Annotated in this window: 11 protein-coding genes; 7 read left to right on the top strand and 4 right to left on the bottom strand. The window is 68.6% G+C overall.

Annotated features, from left to right (window positions below):
* The first annotated feature begins 256 nt into the window (after nucleotides 1-256).
* A complete protein-coding gene (locus IBJ82_RS14650) occupies nucleotides 257-1000 on the top strand; it encodes a tyrosine-protein phosphatase (protein WP_194826475.1) in 744 nt (247 codons plus the stop codon).
* 29 nt (nucleotides 1001-1029) lie between these two features.
* Here the strand turns inward: IBJ82_RS14650 and IBJ82_RS14655 are convergent, their stop codons facing one another.
* A complete protein-coding gene (locus tag IBJ82_RS14655; protein ID WP_194826476.1) occupies nucleotides 1030-2280 on the bottom strand; it encodes a class I adenylate-forming enzyme family protein in 1251 nt (416 codons plus the stop codon).
* Between the two features lie 78 nt (nucleotides 2281-2358).
* The gene (locus IBJ82_RS14660) at nucleotides 2359-3153 is read right to left on the bottom strand and encodes an enoyl-CoA hydratase/isomerase family protein (RefSeq protein WP_194826477.1); all 795 of its coding nucleotides are present in this window, start codon (nucleotides 3151-3153) and stop codon (nucleotides 2359-2361) included.
* A gap of 174 nt (nucleotides 3154-3327) precedes the next feature.
* Between IBJ82_RS14660 and IBJ82_RS14665 the strand changes: the two genes are divergently transcribed.
* The 6 genes from IBJ82_RS14665 (at nucleotide 3328) to IBJ82_RS14690 (ending at nucleotide 14720) form a co-directional block, all read left to right on the top strand.
* Entirely contained in the window at nucleotides 3328-4047 is a 720-nt protein-coding gene (locus IBJ82_RS14665) for a hypothetical protein (protein ID WP_194827149.1), read from the top strand.
* Nucleotides 4044-5006 (top strand): ATP-binding cassette domain-containing protein, encoded by a 963-nt coding sequence (locus IBJ82_RS14670; protein WP_194826478.1) that lies wholly within the window; start codon nucleotides 4044-4046, stop codon nucleotides 5004-5006. Before IBJ82_RS14665 ends, IBJ82_RS14670 begins: the two co-directional genes overlap by 4 nt.
* Nucleotides 5003-5785, top strand: coding sequence for an ABC transporter permease (locus IBJ82_RS14675; RefSeq protein WP_194826479.1), 783 nt, complete (start codon nucleotides 5003-5005; stop codon nucleotides 5783-5785). Before IBJ82_RS14670 ends, IBJ82_RS14675 begins: the two co-directional genes overlap by 4 nt.
* On the top strand, nucleotides 5785-9390 hold the full coding sequence (locus IBJ82_RS14680; RefSeq protein WP_370585309.1) for an ABC transporter ATP-binding protein: 3606 nt from the start codon (nucleotides 5785-5787) through the stop codon (nucleotides 9388-9390). The genes IBJ82_RS14675 and IBJ82_RS14680 overlap by 1 nt, the downstream gene beginning before the upstream one ends.
* A 105-nt stretch (nucleotides 9391-9495) precedes the next feature.
* The gene (locus IBJ82_RS14685; RefSeq protein ID WP_194826481.1) at nucleotides 9496-13275 is read left to right on the top strand and encodes a multifunctional oxoglutarate decarboxylase/oxoglutarate dehydrogenase thiamine pyrophosphate-binding subunit/dihydrolipoyllysine-residue succinyltransferase subunit; all 3780 of its coding nucleotides are present in this window, start codon (nucleotides 9496-9498) and stop codon (nucleotides 13273-13275) included.
* 278 nt (nucleotides 13276-13553) lie between these two features.
* Complete coding sequence (locus IBJ82_RS14690; protein WP_194826482.1) at nucleotides 13554-14720, top strand: hypothetical protein; 1167 nt, start codon at nucleotides 13554-13556, stop codon at nucleotides 14718-14720.
* Between the two features lie 11 nt (nucleotides 14721-14731).
* Here IBJ82_RS14690 and IBJ82_RS14695 read toward each other — a convergent pair whose 3' ends face one another.
* Both IBJ82_RS14695 and IBJ82_RS14700 read right to left on the bottom strand, forming a co-directional pair.
* Complete coding sequence (locus tag IBJ82_RS14695) at nucleotides 14732-15205, bottom strand: hypothetical protein (protein ID WP_228537136.1); 474 nt, start codon at nucleotides 15203-15205, stop codon at nucleotides 14732-14734.
* On the bottom strand, nucleotides 15199-15915 hold the full coding sequence (locus IBJ82_RS14700) for an SDR family NAD(P)-dependent oxidoreductase (protein ID WP_194826483.1): 717 nt from the start codon (nucleotides 15913-15915) through the stop codon (nucleotides 15199-15201). Before IBJ82_RS14700 ends, IBJ82_RS14695 begins: the two co-directional genes overlap by 7 nt.
* Between the last annotated feature and the right edge of the window lie 101 nt (nucleotides 15916-16016).

Below are 16016 nucleotides of genomic sequence, written 5' to 3' on the forward strand. Positions count from 1 at the left end.
ACTGAAAGATTGTTTTGTTATCCGAATGCGACCTTATGTAAAACCGACCATACGGCCTTAATTTGTCGCATTCCCGGATATCCGACACCCCCGCGCCGTAATCCGCGCATCTGGTCGATTGTACAAAGTAGGCCCTGGTCAGCCACGGAGGTGTGGGCGACGGCACAGTGGCACCTGTCGGAACAGACGCAACACATCCGATGACCGATCCGCGAACTCGGCGCGGCGGCACCGGAGTCGCCGATAACCTGGTCAGGTGACTCTCTCGCCTCCTGCCGACCAGTTCGCCCTCAGCGGCACCTTCAATTTCCGCGATGTGGGCGGCCTTCGTACCGCCGACGGCACCACGGTTCGCCCTGGCGTACTGCTGCGATCCGCTCAACTGAGCGGTCTGGACGACAGGGGCCACGACACCCTGCGCGAATTGTCGGTCACCGATGTGCACGATCTGCGCGGCATCGTCGAGATCGACCACATCGGCCACGACACCCTGCCCGATGACGTGCGCCTGCACGTGACGCCCTTCGATTCGCGGATGGAGGAGGCGCCGCCGCACGAGGCCAAGACCACCTCGGCGTTCACGCACATGATCGAGGTCTACCGAGCCTTCCCGACGCTGCCCGAGGCACACACCGCGATCGCCGAACTGGCCGGCTCGATCGTGCGCGGCGACGGCGCGGTGCTGGTGCACTGCGCGGCGGGCAAGGACCGCACCGGCTGGGCGGTGGCCACCGTGCTGCGCGCGGTCGGCGTCACCGAAGAGGACGTGTACGCCGACTTCCTCGCCAGCAACGCCGCCGTCGAGCCGCTGCGCAGGCTGCTGGAACCGAAGATCGGCAACGGCGACGCGCTGTCGGCGGACCTACTCGGCGTGCGCGAGGAATACCTGCGCACCGCCGACGCCAGCGTGCGCGAGAACCACGGCCACATCGAGAACTACCTCACGACGGTCGGCCTCACCGGCGAACTGCGCGAGGCCCTGCGGGCACGCCTGGTGTAGCCGGAACCGCCGCGGCAACCCGGCCTCGCTCACAGCCCGCTGACTCGGCGGGCTGTGTCGAGCCGGACCAGTCCGTCGGCGTCGATGCTGACGAAATCGCCCGTGTGGAACCAACTCCCGCTGAAGCGGGCAGCCGAGGCATCGGGGTTGTTCCAGTAGCGGTGGCTGACATTCGGCCCGCGACAAAGCAATTCACCGTGACCTGCACTGGCCCGTGGCCCTGCGAGCGCCAATTCCGTTCCACCGAAGGCGAACCCGAGGGCCGCATCGGAGTCGGCGAGCTCGGTGTCGTCGACCACCAGCCCGATTCCGCTGGTCTCGGTAGCGCCCCATACCGACCACTGCTTGGCCGAGGGAAACAGTCCACGCAGCGCGGTGGTGAGCGTGGCCGGGGCCGCGGCGGCGGCGCGTTCGGAACGGTGGCAGGCCTTACTGATCCTGCGCACACCCTCACCGGCGCGGCGGGCGACGAGTTCGGGGACCAGCCCGGCGAAGATCCGCGGCGTGGCCGAGACGGTGTCGATCCGCTCGCTCACCAGCACGTCGGCGAGTCGGCGGGCGCCCGGCGCGAGGACGACCGTGCCGCCGACGGCGAAGGTGGGCAACAGCTGGTCGACGCAACCGCTGGCGTGGGCCAGCGGCAGCAACACCAGATTGCGCAACCCGTCGGCGGGCAGCCCGAGCGCACCGACCACCGACGACACCGCCGACAGCAGATTCTCGTTGGTCAGCTCGACGCCCGCGGGCATGGACCGGCGCGCGGCGGTGCCGGTGTAGCAGAGCAGGGCCGGATCAGCCAGTGCCGCACCGTCATCGATGTAGGCGGTGCTGTCGGGCAGCGGTCCGTCGGGGCCGAGCACGAAATCGGCTCTGCTGTCGGCGATCACCCGGTCGGCGATCGCGGCGGGCAAGGCGTCGGGCACCAGCACCGGCACCGCGCCCGAGAGCAGCGCGCCGAGAAACGCCTGCACCCAGCGCGCGCTGGTGGGCATGTGCACCGCGACCCGATCGCCGTAGCCGACGCCGTGGTCCTGCAAGCCGCCCGCGATCCGCGAGGCGCTGTGCCAGAGTTCGCGGTAGGTCAGGCGCGGGCCGCCGACCTCGACGACCGCCTCCCGATTCGCGAACGAGTGCACCCGCAGGTCGAGCAGTTCGGTGAGGGCCGGGTTGAGGTCGCCGTAGCGCAGCACGCCGTCGGAGCCCCGCCGCAGCTGCGTTGCCGCACTGGTGGCGGGGAACTCGAAGACGGACGCGCCCGGTTCGTGCTCGCCATGACCCATCCGGACCTCCGTACGTCGATACAGCCGCACCTGTGACTATATGACGTGGATCACAACGCTGTCAGGTACTCGGCGAGCTCATTCGCCGCGATAGGTCGCCTTGCCCGGTCCGATCTCGAGGAAACTGCGGACCGCGCCACGCAGGTCCGCGGTGTCGAACAGCGCGCCCGAGACCTCCGGCGTCACCGAATCGGCATGTGCCACACCGCCGGAACGCCAGGCTTCGATGATCTGCTTGGTGGCGGCGTGTGCGCGGGTCGGGCCGTCGGCCAGACGGGTGACCAGCGCCGAGGCCGCGGTTTCCAGGTCGTCGTGGATCGCGTTGACCACACCCCACTCGGCCATCGTCGCCGCGCTGTAGAGGTCGCCGGTCATCACGAACTCGCGGGCACGGCCCGAGCCTGCGCGTTCGGCCAGCCGCTGCGGCCCGCCCATCGACGGCGTGAGTCCGACAACGGTCTCCACCAGCCCGAACTTCGCCTTCGGCGCGGCCAGGATGATGTCGCACGCGAGCGACATCTCGAAGGCGGCGGTGAGAGTGAGACCGTGCGCGGCGAACACCACCGGGCACGGCAGCGCCTCGAGCGGGTGGATGATCTGCTCGAACAGCTCACGCCACAGCTGCGCGCCCTCCTCGACGGTGCGGCCGTCGAAGATGTTCACGTCGACACCACCCGAGACGACCTTGCCCTCAGCCCTGATCAGCAGCGCGCGCGGCGGCTCTGCGCGCACCGCGGCGATATCGGCGGTCAGCGCGGCGATGAGTCCGCGATCGAACAGGTTCAGCGGCGGGTGGTCGATGGTGATCGTCGCGAACTCGGCACCGGCTTCGGTGAACTCGCGTGACAGTCGGGTCGGCTGGGTTTCACTCATCGGGTCAGCGTAGAACCCGGCGTCCACACCGACAGCGATAGCCGGACCGGCAGGTAGGAACCGGTCGCGCACGTCACGGAACCGCGGGCTGTCGGTGCTCGTTGACATGATGAGCTCTGGGGTACGGAAGTGCCCTACAGTTCGACTCGTTGGGGCGAAGAGGAGGACGACGCCGTGTTCAAGAACGCGATCGAAAAAGCCGTGGTCGATGTGCTCGACACCGGGTCCAAGCTGCAGGCGCCTGCTGTGCGCCGCTATGTCGAGTTCCTGCGTGAGCGTCATCCCAGGGAGAATCCGGCGCAGATCGTGGCGCGGTTGGAGAAGCAGTACCTGCTCGCCGTCACCGGCAGCGGTGCGGCGGTCGGCGCCACCGCGGCCGTACCCGGGATCGGCACGATCGCCGCGCTCGGGGCCGTCAGCGCGGAGACCGTGTTCTTCATGGAGGCGTCGGCCCTGTTCACCCTGGCCCAGGCCGCGGTGCACGGCATCGAGCCCGCAGACAAGGAAGCCCGGCGCGCGCTGGTGCTCGCGGTCGTGCTCGGTGACGCCGGAATGGCGATCGTGCAGAAGGGGCTCAGCACCCAGTCGAAGAATTGGGCGGGCAAGCTGGCGGGCAGCGTCCCCGGTCTCGGCGCAATCAACAGCAAACTGCTGCAACAGTTCATGAAGCGGTTCATCACCAAGCGGGTCGCGCTGATGGCGGGCAAAGTGCTGCCCGCCGGAATCGGCGCCGCCATCGGTGGCGCGGGCAACCGGGCGCTGGGCAAGGTCACGATCGAGAACGCGCACAAGGCTTTCGGGCCCGCGCCCGCGATGTGGCCCACCCCGCTGCACAACGTGATCGACGCCGATCCGCTGCCCGCGATCGGCACCGGCAAGGTGAACAAGAAGTGAGCAATCCCCGCGGCGGTGATGCCGTGCTGGTGCGTGGCGTCGGCAAGCAGTTCGGTCCGGTGAGCGCGGTCCACGAGATCGACTTCGCCGTGCCGGCGGGTTCGGTCACCGCGCTCGTCGGGCCGACGGGCGCGGGCAAGTCGACGGTGCTGCGGATGGTGCTCGGGCTCGGGCAGCCGACCACGGGAAGTATCGAGGGCCCCGACCGTGGTCCCGCCGCAGTCGGGGCGGTGCTGAGTCCGCGCGGACTGCACCCCGCGCGGACTGTGCGCGATCAGCTGTGGAGCTACGCGCCGGTCGCGGGAGCGTCGCGGCGCCGGGTCGCCGCGGTGCTCGACGAGACGGGACTCACCGCCGTCACCGAAACCGTTGTGGCCCAGCTTCATCCGGGTCAGCAGACGCGTCTGGCCCTGGCGATGGCGTTGTTGGCCGATCCCCCGCTGCTGGTGCTCGACGATCTGTTCGCGGGTGCGAACGGCATCGAACGCGGCTGGCTGCACGATCTGCTGCGCCGCCACGCGAACCGCGGCGGCACCGTGCTGGCGAGTTCGGACGCGCTGGGCGATGTGGTGTCGAGCGCCGACCAACTCGTGGTGCTCAGTGAAGGCACCGTCGTCTGGCAGGGCACACCGGCCAAGCTCCGCCGCGGCCATCCCGACCGGCTCGTTGTCGCCGCGTCCCCGTCGATCGCGCTGGCGACCGCGCTGGCGGGTCACGGGTTCACCGACGCGGTCATGCGGCCCGACGGACGCCTGGCCGTCGCCGAGGCGAGCGAGGCCACCATCCGCTCGATCGCGGAGCTCGCGCAGGTCCGGCTCGGCAGCATCGTCGCCGACCCCATCCACCCCGATCGGGTACTCGCCTCGCTGACCAAACCGCGCCGCCACCGCCACACCGTGCCCACGCCGAATCCCGCCGCGTACGCCCCGGCACCGACCTCGTATGGGATGCCCCGATGACCTCCGTGATCCCCGCCGATCTCGTTCCCGGTATCGACACCGAGGCGCGCAAGATCGTCGCGCTGCGCCAGACCCGGCTGCTGCTGGCGGCGCCGGTGGCGGTGGCGCTGGTCGGCACGCTGATCACCGCGATCATGTCCGGACCCGCCGATCCGAAGGGTCAGCCCGCCACCGGTGCCGCCACGATCGGTCTCTACCTCGGGATGATCGCGGTCTTCGTGGTCGCCGCGCTGCTCGGCATCGCCTCGACCGGTGGTGAATACCGGCACAAGACCATGGCGCTGACCGTGCTCTTCGCGCCCGATCGCGATCGGCTGGTCACCGCGAAGTATGTCGCCACCGCCGCGTTCGCCTTCGCGCTCGCGCTGGCCGCCGAGCTGGTGAGCTTTCTGGTGCTGCTGGTCGCGGCACGCGGGAAATTCGAACTCGGCTTGCAACTGTTCGAGGTGCTCGCCGCCGGGCTGCTCGTCGCCATGTGCTGGGCGGTGCTCGGCGCCGGAATCGGGCTGCTGCTGCGTACGTTCAGCGGCGCCGTGTGGCTGGTGCTCGGCTGGGCCTTCGCGCTCGAACCGCTGATCTGGTTGGTGGCCAAGGGCTTCGGCGCGGGCGGATTCGCCGCGATACTGCCCGTCTCGGCCACCGTGGCCGGAGTGAGCGCGGGCTCGTTCGCCGAGGCCGAGGTCTTCGCGCCGACACCGGCGGCACTGGTGGTGCTGGTGCTGTGGGCAGCGGCAGTCGGGGCCCTCGGGTGGTGGGACCTGCGCAACCGAGACCTGTAGTGCCCGCGACCACGGGTTCTGACGGGTGGATCCGCAGGCTGTGGCGCCTGTGCCTGGAACACCCTCGGCTGCTGGCCGGCATCGCGGTGTCGGTGCTCGGCGGCGCCGCCGTCTCGATCGCCGCGCCTTTGGCCACCAAACGCGCGGTCGACGCCGCCCAGGTGGGCGACACCGCGGTGATCGGCGGTGCCGCGGCCCTGCTCGCCGGGCTGGCGGTAACCAGGTTCGTCGTCACCTTCGCGCGCAGACTCTGGGCGGGCAAGCTGTCGCTGGAAGTGCAACACAGCCTTCGGATTTCGCTACTCGCCGCCCTCCAGCGGCTCGACGGCGCCGGGCAGGACGCGATCCGCACCGGGCAGGTGGTGTCGCGGTCGATCACCGACCTACAGCTCGTGCAGGGGCTGCTGGCGATGGTGCCGTGGTCGGGGCTGGCGGTATTGCAGTTCGTGCTGTCGGCGGTGGTGATGGTGTGGTTGAGTCCGCCGCTGGCGCTGGCCGCCCTGCTGGTCGCGCCCGCGATGGCGCTGATCGTCTTGCGGATGCGGCCCCGGCTCTACGCGGCGACCTGGTCGGCGCAGCAGCGCGCGGCCGACCTGGCCGAACACGTCGAGCAGACGGTGACCGGAGTCAGGGTGGTGAAGGGCTTCGGGCAGGAATCCCGAATGGTCGACATCCTCGAAGACCACGGTCGTCTGCTGTTCGCCGAGCGGATGCGCGCCGCGCGGATCAACGCCAGGTTCGCTCCGGTGGTGTCGGCGCTGCCGCAGGCCGGGCTGGTCGCGGTGATCATCGTCGGCGGGGTGCTGGCCTCGCACGGCGCGGTCGGCATCGGCACCTTCCTCGCGTTCACCGCCTATCTCGCCACGATGACGTCCTCGGCGCGCACGATCACCTCGGTGGTGATCATGGCTCAACTCACCAGAGCCGCCGTCGACCGGGTCTTCGGGGTGATCGACGCGGCGCCGGTACTCGTCGATCCCGACGACCCCGCCGAACTGCCGCCGGGACCACTCGGGATCGAATTCGATGCTGTCAGTTTCGGTTTCGAGGCCAACCAACCGGTCCTGCAGGAACTCGATCTCACCGTGCGACCCGGTGAGACGGTCGCGGTGATCGGTCCGGCGGGCTCGGGAAAGTCCACGCTCTCGCTGCTGCTGCCCCGTTTCTACGCACCCGACGCGGGCCGGATCAACCTCGTCGGCATCGACGGCGCCCGGGTCGACCTGGCCGACCTGCGCGCCGACGAGCTGCGCGGCGCGGTCGGTGTCGTCTTCGACGATCCGTTCCTGTTCTCCGACACCATCGCCGCCAACATCGCGCTCGGCAAGCCCGACGCCACCGATGCCGAGATCACCGCCGCCGCGACGGCCGCCGCCGCGGACGAGTTCATCGGCGCGCTGCCGGAGGGCTACGACACCGTGATCGGCGAACGCGGGCTGACGCTGTCGGGGGGACAACGTCAGCGCATCGCCCTGGCCAGAGTGCTGCTCACCCGGCCGCGCGTGCTGGTGCTCGACGACGCCACCTCCGCGGTCGACGCCGTCACCGAGGCCGAGATCTTCCGCCGACTGCCCGACCGGGGCGGCCGAACCACGCTGATCCTGGCGCACCGCGAATCGACCCTGGCCCAGGCCGACCGCGTCATCCGGCTGCCCGCGCCCACCGGATCGGTGGTGCCGACCGATGCCACGATGACGAAATCCCTCGGCGACGCCGGCCGACCACGGTCGATGTCGTCGGCGTCGAACGACCTCAGCGAGACGCCGGAACTACGCGCGGCGGTCGACACCCTGCCACCGGCCACCGAAGACCCCGCGCTGCCCGGCGACCTGCGCGCACCCCAACCCGATTTCGGGCTCCGCGCGCTGCTGCGCCCGGTCCGCGGTCTGGTGTGCGTGGTCGTGGGACTGCTCACCGTCGACGCCCTGCTCGCCATCGCCTTCCCCCCGCTGGTCCGCTATGCCATCGACACCGGCGTCACCGCGGGCGACGACACCGCGCTCGTCGTCTCGGCGGTGATCGGGATCGGTCTCGTGCTGGTCGGCCTGGTGGTCGGCGCCGCGGTCACCGTGCTCACCGCGCGCACGGGCGAGCGAGTGCTGTTCGGGCTGCGGGTGCGCAGCTACGCCCAGTTGCAGCGGCTCGGGCTGGACTTCTACGAACGTGAACTGTCCGGCCGCATCATGACCAGGATGACCACCGACGTCGACGCGCTCTCGACGTTCCTGCAAACCGGGGTCGCCACCGGGCTGGTCGCGCTGATCACCCTGATCGGCGTCGCCATCGGACTGTTCTTCATCGACGCCGGACTGGCCGCGGTCGTCCTGGTAGCCGTGGCGCCGATGGTGCTGGCCACCCTGGCCTTCCGGCGGGTGTCCTCGGTGGCCTACACCGTCTCGCGCGAGCGGGTCTCGGTGGTCAATGCCGGATTCCAGGAGAACATCGCGGGCCTGCGCGCCGTGCAGGCCGCCCGCAACGAGCCGACCGCCGCGCGGCGCTTCGCCGAGTACTCCCACCGCTATCGCGATGCCAGGATCCGCGCTCAGCGCGCGATCGCGGCCTACTTCTCCTTCGGCCTCGCCTGGGCCGACCTGGCCTTGGCCGTCGTGGTCTACCTGGGCGCCAACGCCGTCGCCGACGGTCGCACGACCACCGGAACGCTCGTGGCCTTCGTGCTCTACCTCGGCCTGCTGTTCAGTCCCATCCAGGATCTGTCCCAGGTCTTCGACGGTTACCAGCAGGCCAGAGTCGGGCTGCGGCGCATCGGCGAGCTGCTGCGCACCACGTCGTCGATCGCCGCCGACCCACCCGACGCGATTTCCGTCGACCGGCTGCACGGCGCGATCGTCTTCGACGACGTGCACTTCCACTACCCGGGTGCGAGCGCGCCCGCCCTCGACGGCGTGAGCTTCGCGGTCCCTCCCGGCGCGACCCTGGCACTCGTCGGCCCGACCGGCGCGGGCAAATCGACGATCGTGAAGCTGCTGGCCCGCCTCTACGACCTTCCGCCCGATTCGGCGGCGGGCGCGATCCGGGTCGACGGTGTCGATCTTCGTCACTATGTGCTCGCCGAGTACCGCAAGCGGCTGGGAATCGTGCCGCAAGAAGTTCACTTGTTCACCGGCGACGTGGCGAGCAACATTGCATTCGGGCAAACTTTTGCCACATCAGTGGACATCGCGATCGCCGCCGACAACGTCGGTGCGACGGAGATGATCGACGGTTTACCCAGGAAAATGCACCATCCGGTCGGTGAACGCGGGCGCGGGCTCTCCGCAGGCCAACGCCAATTGATCGCGCTGGCCAGGGCCGAACTGGTCGATCCAGACCTGCTCGTACTCGACGAGGCCACCTCCACCCTCGACCCGGAAACCGAGGCATCGGTCCTGGTAGCGAGCCGATCGCTGGCGCGAGGCCGGACCACCGTCGTGGTCGCGCATCGGCTCGCGACCGCGGCGCGCGCCGACCTGGTTGCGGTGGTCGAGCAGGGCCGTATCGTGGAATTCGGCGCACCGTCGGACCTACTCACCAGTAGCGGTCATTACTCCCGACTCTGGGCGGCGGGCACCGAGGCAGAGGGCATAGTGTCGACCCAAGACCGGTAGCGACGCCTGTCAACCGCTGGGCATATGCTCGGTGCGGGCGCATCGGCAGCCATCCGCTGATACCCCTGCCGGGCACGTCACAAACGTCGCAGCGCGAAGAACGAAATGAGGCGAACACCAGCTGTGAGCAGCTCAACTTCCCAGTTCGGACAGAACCAGTGGCTAGTCGACGAGATGTATCAGAAGTTCAAACAGGACCCGTCCTCGGTCGACGCGAGTTGGCACGAGTTCCTCGCGGATTACACGCCGGAAGCTACCGACTCCGGTAACAGCGAGGCACCGGTCGCCTCCGCCGCTCCCGCGACAGCCGCAGCACCCAAGGCGGCAACCGCCAAGGCCCCGGCTCCCAAGGCCGTGGTAGCGACGGCACCGCCGAAGCCCGCCGCGGCTCCGGCCCCGGCCCCCGCTCCGGCTCCGGCCGCCAAGACAGTGCGCGCACCGCAGACCACACCTGCACCGGTCTCCAACGCACCGGCCACCACCACCGCGCCGAAGGCTGTTGCCACCGGCCCGGAGAACAAGGTGCTGCGCGGCCCCGCCGCCGCCATCGCCAAGAACATGTCCGCCTCGCTGACGATCCCCACCGCTACGTCGGTGCGCGCGATCCCGGCCAAGCTGATGATCGACAACCGCCTGGTGATCAACAATCACCTCGCGCGCACCCGCGGCGGCAAGATCTCGTTCACCCACCTGCTGGGTTACGCGATCGTGCAGGCGATCAAGGCGTTCCCGAACATGAACCGCCACTTCGCCGAGATCGACGGCAAGCCGAACTCGGTGACCCCGGCCCACACCAACCTCGGCCTGGCGATCGACCTCCAGGGCAAGGACGGCAACCGATCGCTGGTCGTGGCCGCCATCAAGGAAACCGAAGACATGAGCTTCGGTCAGTTCCACGCGGCCTACGAGGACGTGGTTCGCCGGGCACGCGAGGGCAAGCTCGGTGCCGACGACTTCTCCGGCGTCACCATCTCGCTGACCAACCCCGGCACCATCGGCACCGTCCACTCGGTGCCGCGCCTCATGCCGGGTCAGGGCGCGATCATCGGCGCCGGCGCGATGGAGTACCCCGCCGAGTTCCAGGGCATGAGCGACGAGCGGATCGCCGATATCGGCGTCGGCAAGCTGATGACGCTGACCTCGACCTACGACCACCGCATCATCCAGGGCGGCGAGTCGGGCGATTTCCTGCGCACCATTCACAACCTGCTGATCTCCGACGAGTTCTACGACGAGATCTTCCACGGCCTCGGCGTGCCGTACGAGCCGATCCGCTGGCGCAAGGACATCAGCGCGCGCGGTGTCGACAAGAGCGCTCGCGTGCTCGAGATGATCGCGGCCTACCGCAACCGTGGTCACCTGATGGCCGACACCGATCCGCTGCGCCTGGTCAAGGACAAGTTCCGCAGCCACCCCGACCTCGACGTCACCCAGCACGGCCTCACCCTGTGGGACCTGGACCGCACCTTCGACGTGGGCGGTTTCCACGGCCAGGACCGGATGAAGCTGCGCGATGTGCTCTCGATCCTGCGTGACGCGTACTGCCGCCACGTCGGTGTGGAGTACACCCACATCCTCGAGACCGATCAGCTCAAGTGGATGCAGGAGCGGGTCGAGCAGAAGCACGTCAAACCGACTGTCGCGCAGCAGAAGTACATCCTGAACCGGCTCAACGCGGCCGAGGCGTTCGAGACCTTCCTGCAGACCAAGTACGTCGGCCAGAAGCGGTTCTCGCTCGAGGGCGCCGAAGCCGTCATCCCGATGATGGACGCCACCATCGACCAGTGCGCCGAGTACGCGATGGACGAGGTCATCATCGGCATGCCGCACCGCGGTCGCCTCAATGTGCTCGCCAACATCGTCGGCAAGCCGTACTCGAAGATCTTCACCGAGTTCGAGGGCAACATGAACCCGGCGGCCACCCACGGCTCCGGCGACGTGAAGTACCACCTCGGTGCGCACGGCCAGTACCTGCAGATGTTCGGCGACAACGAGATCGAGGTCTCGCTCACCGCCAACCCCTCGCACCTCGAGGCGGTCGACCCCGTGCTCGAGGGTCTGGTCCGCGCCAAGCAGGACCTGCTCGACAAGGGCGACGGCCCCGACGGCTTCTCGGTGATGCCGCTGATGCTGCACGGTGACGCCGCGTTCGCCGGTCAGGGCGTGGTCGCCGAGACGCTGAACCTGTCGGGCCTGCGTGGTTACCGTGTCGGCGGCACCATCCACATCGTGGTGAACAACCAGATCGGCTTCACCACGGCGCCGGAGAACAGCCGCTCCACCGAGTACTCCACCGACATCGCGAAGTTCATCGGCGCGCCGATCTTCCACGTCAACGGTGACGACCCGGAGGCTTGCGACTGGGTCGCGCGTCTCGCGGTCGACTTCCGCCAGAAGTTCCGCAAGGACGTCGTCATCGACCTCGTCTGCTACCGCCGCCGCGGGCACAACGAGGGTGACGACCCCTCGATGACCCAGCCGGAGATGTACGACATCATCGACACCAAGCGTTCGGTCCGTAAGGCCTACACCGAATCGCTGATCGGCCGTGGCGACATCTCCATGAAGGAGGCCGAGGACGCGCTGCGCGACTACCAGGGTCAGCTGGAGCGCGTGTTCAACGAGGTCCGCGAGCTGGAGAAGTACATTCCGGAGCCGTCGGAGTCGGTCGAGGACGACCAGAAGGTGCCCGCCACCGTCATCACCGCGGTCGACAAGTCGGTGCTGCAACGCATCGGCGACGCGTTCCTGAACACACCCGACGGCTTCAACGTGCACCCGCGCGTGAAGCCGGTGCTGGAGAAGCGTCGCGAGATGGCCTACGAAGGCAAGGTCGACTGGGCCTTCGCCGAGCTGCTCGCCTTCGGTTCGCTGATCGACCAGGGCCACGATGTGCGCCTGACCGGTCAGGATTCGCGTCGCGGCACGTTCACCCAGCGTCACTCGGTCATCATCGACCGGGTCAACGCGGTCGAGTACACCCCGCTGCACAACATCGGCTCGGAGAATCCGGGCTGGTTCGCGGTGCACGACTCGGCGCTGAGCGAGTACGCCGCGGTCGGCTTCGAGTACGGCTACTCCCTGGGCAACCCCAACGCACTGGTGTTGTGGGAGGCGCAGTTCGGTGACTTCGTCAACGGCGCGCAGTCGATCATCGACGAGTTCATCTCCTCCGGTGAGGCCAAGTGGGGCCAGCTCTCCGACGTGGTGCTGCTGCTGCCGCACGGCCACGAGGGTCAGGGTCCCGACCACACCTCCGGTCGCATCGAGCGTTTCCTGCTGCTGTGCGCTGAGGGCTCGATGACCGTGGCGGTGCCGTCCACGCCGGCGAACTACTTCCACCTGCTGCGTCGCCACGCGCTCGACGGGATCCGTCGTCCGCTGATCGTCTTCACCCCGAAGTCGATGCTGCGCAACAAGGCTGTGGTGTCCGACGTCAAGGACTTCACCGAGTCGAAGTTCCGTTCGGTGTTCGACGAGCCCACCTACGAGCAGGGCATCGGCGACACCACCAAGGTCAAGCGCATCCTGCTGACCTCGGGCAAGCTCTACTACGAGCTCGCCGCGGAGAAGGCCAAGCACAAGCGCGAAGACGTGGCCATCGTCCGGATCGAGCAGCTCTACCCGATCCCGACGTACCGCCTCAACGAGGCACTGGCCAAGTACCCCAACGCGACCGACATCGCCTGGGTCCAGGAAGAACCCGCCAACCAGGGCGCCTGGCCCTTCTTCGGCCTCAACCTCCCCGAGGTGCTGCCCGAGCGTCTCGGCCGCCTGCGTCGCATCTCGCGTCGCGCCATGTCGGCCCCGTCCTCGGGTTCGTCGAAGGTGCACGCCGTGGAACAGGCCGAGATCATCAGCGAGGCTTTCGAGCCGACCACGTAGTTCTCCTCGCACAACGACCGACGCCGGGTGGATCATCGCGATCCACCCGGCGTCGGTCGTTTCCGGGCGAGACGTGGGTCACAGAGTTCTCTTATCCGGGCGTCACCTGCGCCTCAGTGAACCCCGGTAGTGTCCGACGAAATCCCCCAAGGGGCCCGCCCTGATCTGGACTGAGTGGAGGGTGCGACGAAGGAGTGCCCGGAGGGAGGGAAGATCAGGGGGCCCGAAGGGCCCCGCTCGAGCGCGCAAGCGCTCCGAAGACACAGCAGGAGCTTGGGATGGCGAACGGACGTAACGGATACCTGCTATTGGGCGGGATCGCGTCGGTCGGGGCGGGCGCCGTGCACTTCATGGCGGCGGGAATGCACACCGAGCACGCCACGCTGGCCAGGCTGATGGTGGTGCTCGCCGCGATCCAGTGCGCGACCGGGCTGGCGGTATTGCTGAGTGAGCGCAAGCTCGTCGTGAGTTCGATGCTCGCGACGAACGCGTTCGCGGCCGCGGTGTGGGCGTTCACCCGGTTCGCCGATGTGGGGTGGATCGCCGGGTTGACCGCGGAGTCACCGCAGGTGGCCGACACCGTGTGCGCGGCGCTGGGTGCGCTGGCCGCCCTCGCCGCGGGCATCGGTCTGCTCCGGCCCACCGCGACCCTGCCGCCGATGCGGTCGGGGATCGCGGCGGCGGCGGTGGGTGTCCTCGCGCTGGCGGCGATGCTCAACGGCGTCGGCCACGTCCACAGTCACGGCGACGCGGGCGATCACGCGCACGCCGCGGGCGACGACCACGCACACGCCGCGGGCGACGACCACGGCACCGATGCGAACTGGCCGCGCCCGTGGGATCCGACGAAGCCGATCGACCTGTCGGGCGTCTCCGATGTGACGTCGGACCAGCAGTCGCGCGCGACCAACCTGGTGCGCAGCACGCTCGACGGCCTGCCCGCGTTCGCGGACGTGAATACCGTTGGCGCCCTGGGATTCCGCTCGATCGGCGACTCCTCCACCGGGTACGAGCACTACATCAACATGAGCTACATCCGCGACAACAACTTCCTCGACCCCACCCACCCGGAGTCGCTGGTCTACCGGGTCGACGGAACCAACCGCACCCTCGTCTCGGCGATGTACATCGCCAACGGCAAGAAGATCGACGACCCGAGCCTGGTGGACTTCGGCGGCTCCCTGATGCAGTGGCACGTCCACGACAATCTGTGCTGGAAGGCGGGCGACAACGGCCCCGTGGTGGCCGGTGTCCTCGACGCCCAGGGCAATTGCCCGCCCAACTCCATCAATCCCGGCTCGGGCAATCCGATGGTCCACGTCTGGATCGCCCCGCATCAGTGCGGTCCGTTCGCGGCGCTCGAAGGCCATGGCGCAGGCCAAGCGAGCGCCGACGGTCGCCGCACCGACACGTGCAGCCACGACCACGGCGGCGGCCACAAGTAGGCTCTCGCCGATCAGCCGGGCTGGACCCAGCGCCGCAGCGCGTCGATCGTGGTTTCCGGAGACGTGTTGAAACAGAAGCGGATTCCGGGCGCGAGATCGGCGGCGACATTGATCAGCCGCTCGAACAGCAGGGTGTGTTCGGGTGCCATCCGCACGCCCGCGCCGATCATCGCGACCCGGAATTCCCTGCCCGCCGCGCACTCGCGCAGCGCCGCTTCGGCCGCGTCGGGATCGGCCGGGACCTGACAGGTGACGATGTCAAAACCTGCTTCGCGCAAGGCGGTTTCACCCGCGGTGATGCGGGCGGTCAGGGTGGCTTCGTCGAGCTGCGGGTAGTGGGAGTAATCGACGGCGCTGGGGTGCAGGCCGAGCGACAGCACCGTGTTCGTCTTCTGTTGTGCCACTGGGTTCTCCGTTCTCATCAGGTAGGCGGTGATACCGACGGCCGCGAGCGCCGCCATGAGCAGGGCGCCCGCTCTCACCACGACGCGGCGCCCGTTCGGTCGAAGAATCCACCGGTCGGACCGTCTCGGTCGGCCGTCGCCACGGCGACGATGGCATCGGTGCCCTCGGTGACGGTCTGGAAACCACTGTGCCCGTTGAGGTCGGTGGCGGTGTAGCCGGGATCGATCGCGTTGACCTTCATCTCGGCGAGTTCGCTCGCGTACATGACGGTGATCATGTTCAGCGCCGCCTTGGTGCTCGGGTAGCCGAGAGCCGGTGGCAGTAGACCGCTCCATTTCGGATCGGTGATCATGGCGATCGTGCCGACACTGCTGGAGACCATCACGATGCGGGGATGCGCCGACAGCCGCAGCAGCGGCACGAACGCGTTGGTGACCCGAACCGGTCCGAAGACATTGGCCTCGAACACTTCTCGCAGATCATCGGGCCCGGTCTCGGAGGGCGCGATGCGCGGACCACCGATGGCCGCGTTGTTGATGAGCACGTCGAGGCGGCCCGCCGTGGCCTGTACGGTGGCCGCGGCCGCGGCGACGGAGTCGTCGGAGGTCACATCGAGCGGGACGAATCGAACATCGAGCCCAGCCGCGGTGAACTCCGCCGCCGCTCGCTCGCCGCGCGCGGTGTCGCGTGCTCCGAGAAACACCTGCCACCCCTGGCTCGCCAGCCTGCGCACCGTTTCCCGTCCCAGCCCTTTGTTGGCCCCGGTCACCAAGGCAATCGTTGTTGTCATGGGTCCAGATTCCCGCCGGTGCGGCCCGACCTCCAGTGCCGCCTCGGCATAGGACTCGCGGTACCACCCCCACACTCTCGTCCTGCGGCACCATGGGAGAG

It is taken from the genome of Nocardia sp. XZ_19_231, assembly GCF_015355705.1.
GTDB classification, from domain to species: Bacteria; Actinomycetota; Actinomycetes; order Mycobacteriales; family Mycobacteriaceae; genus Nocardia; species Nocardia salmonicida.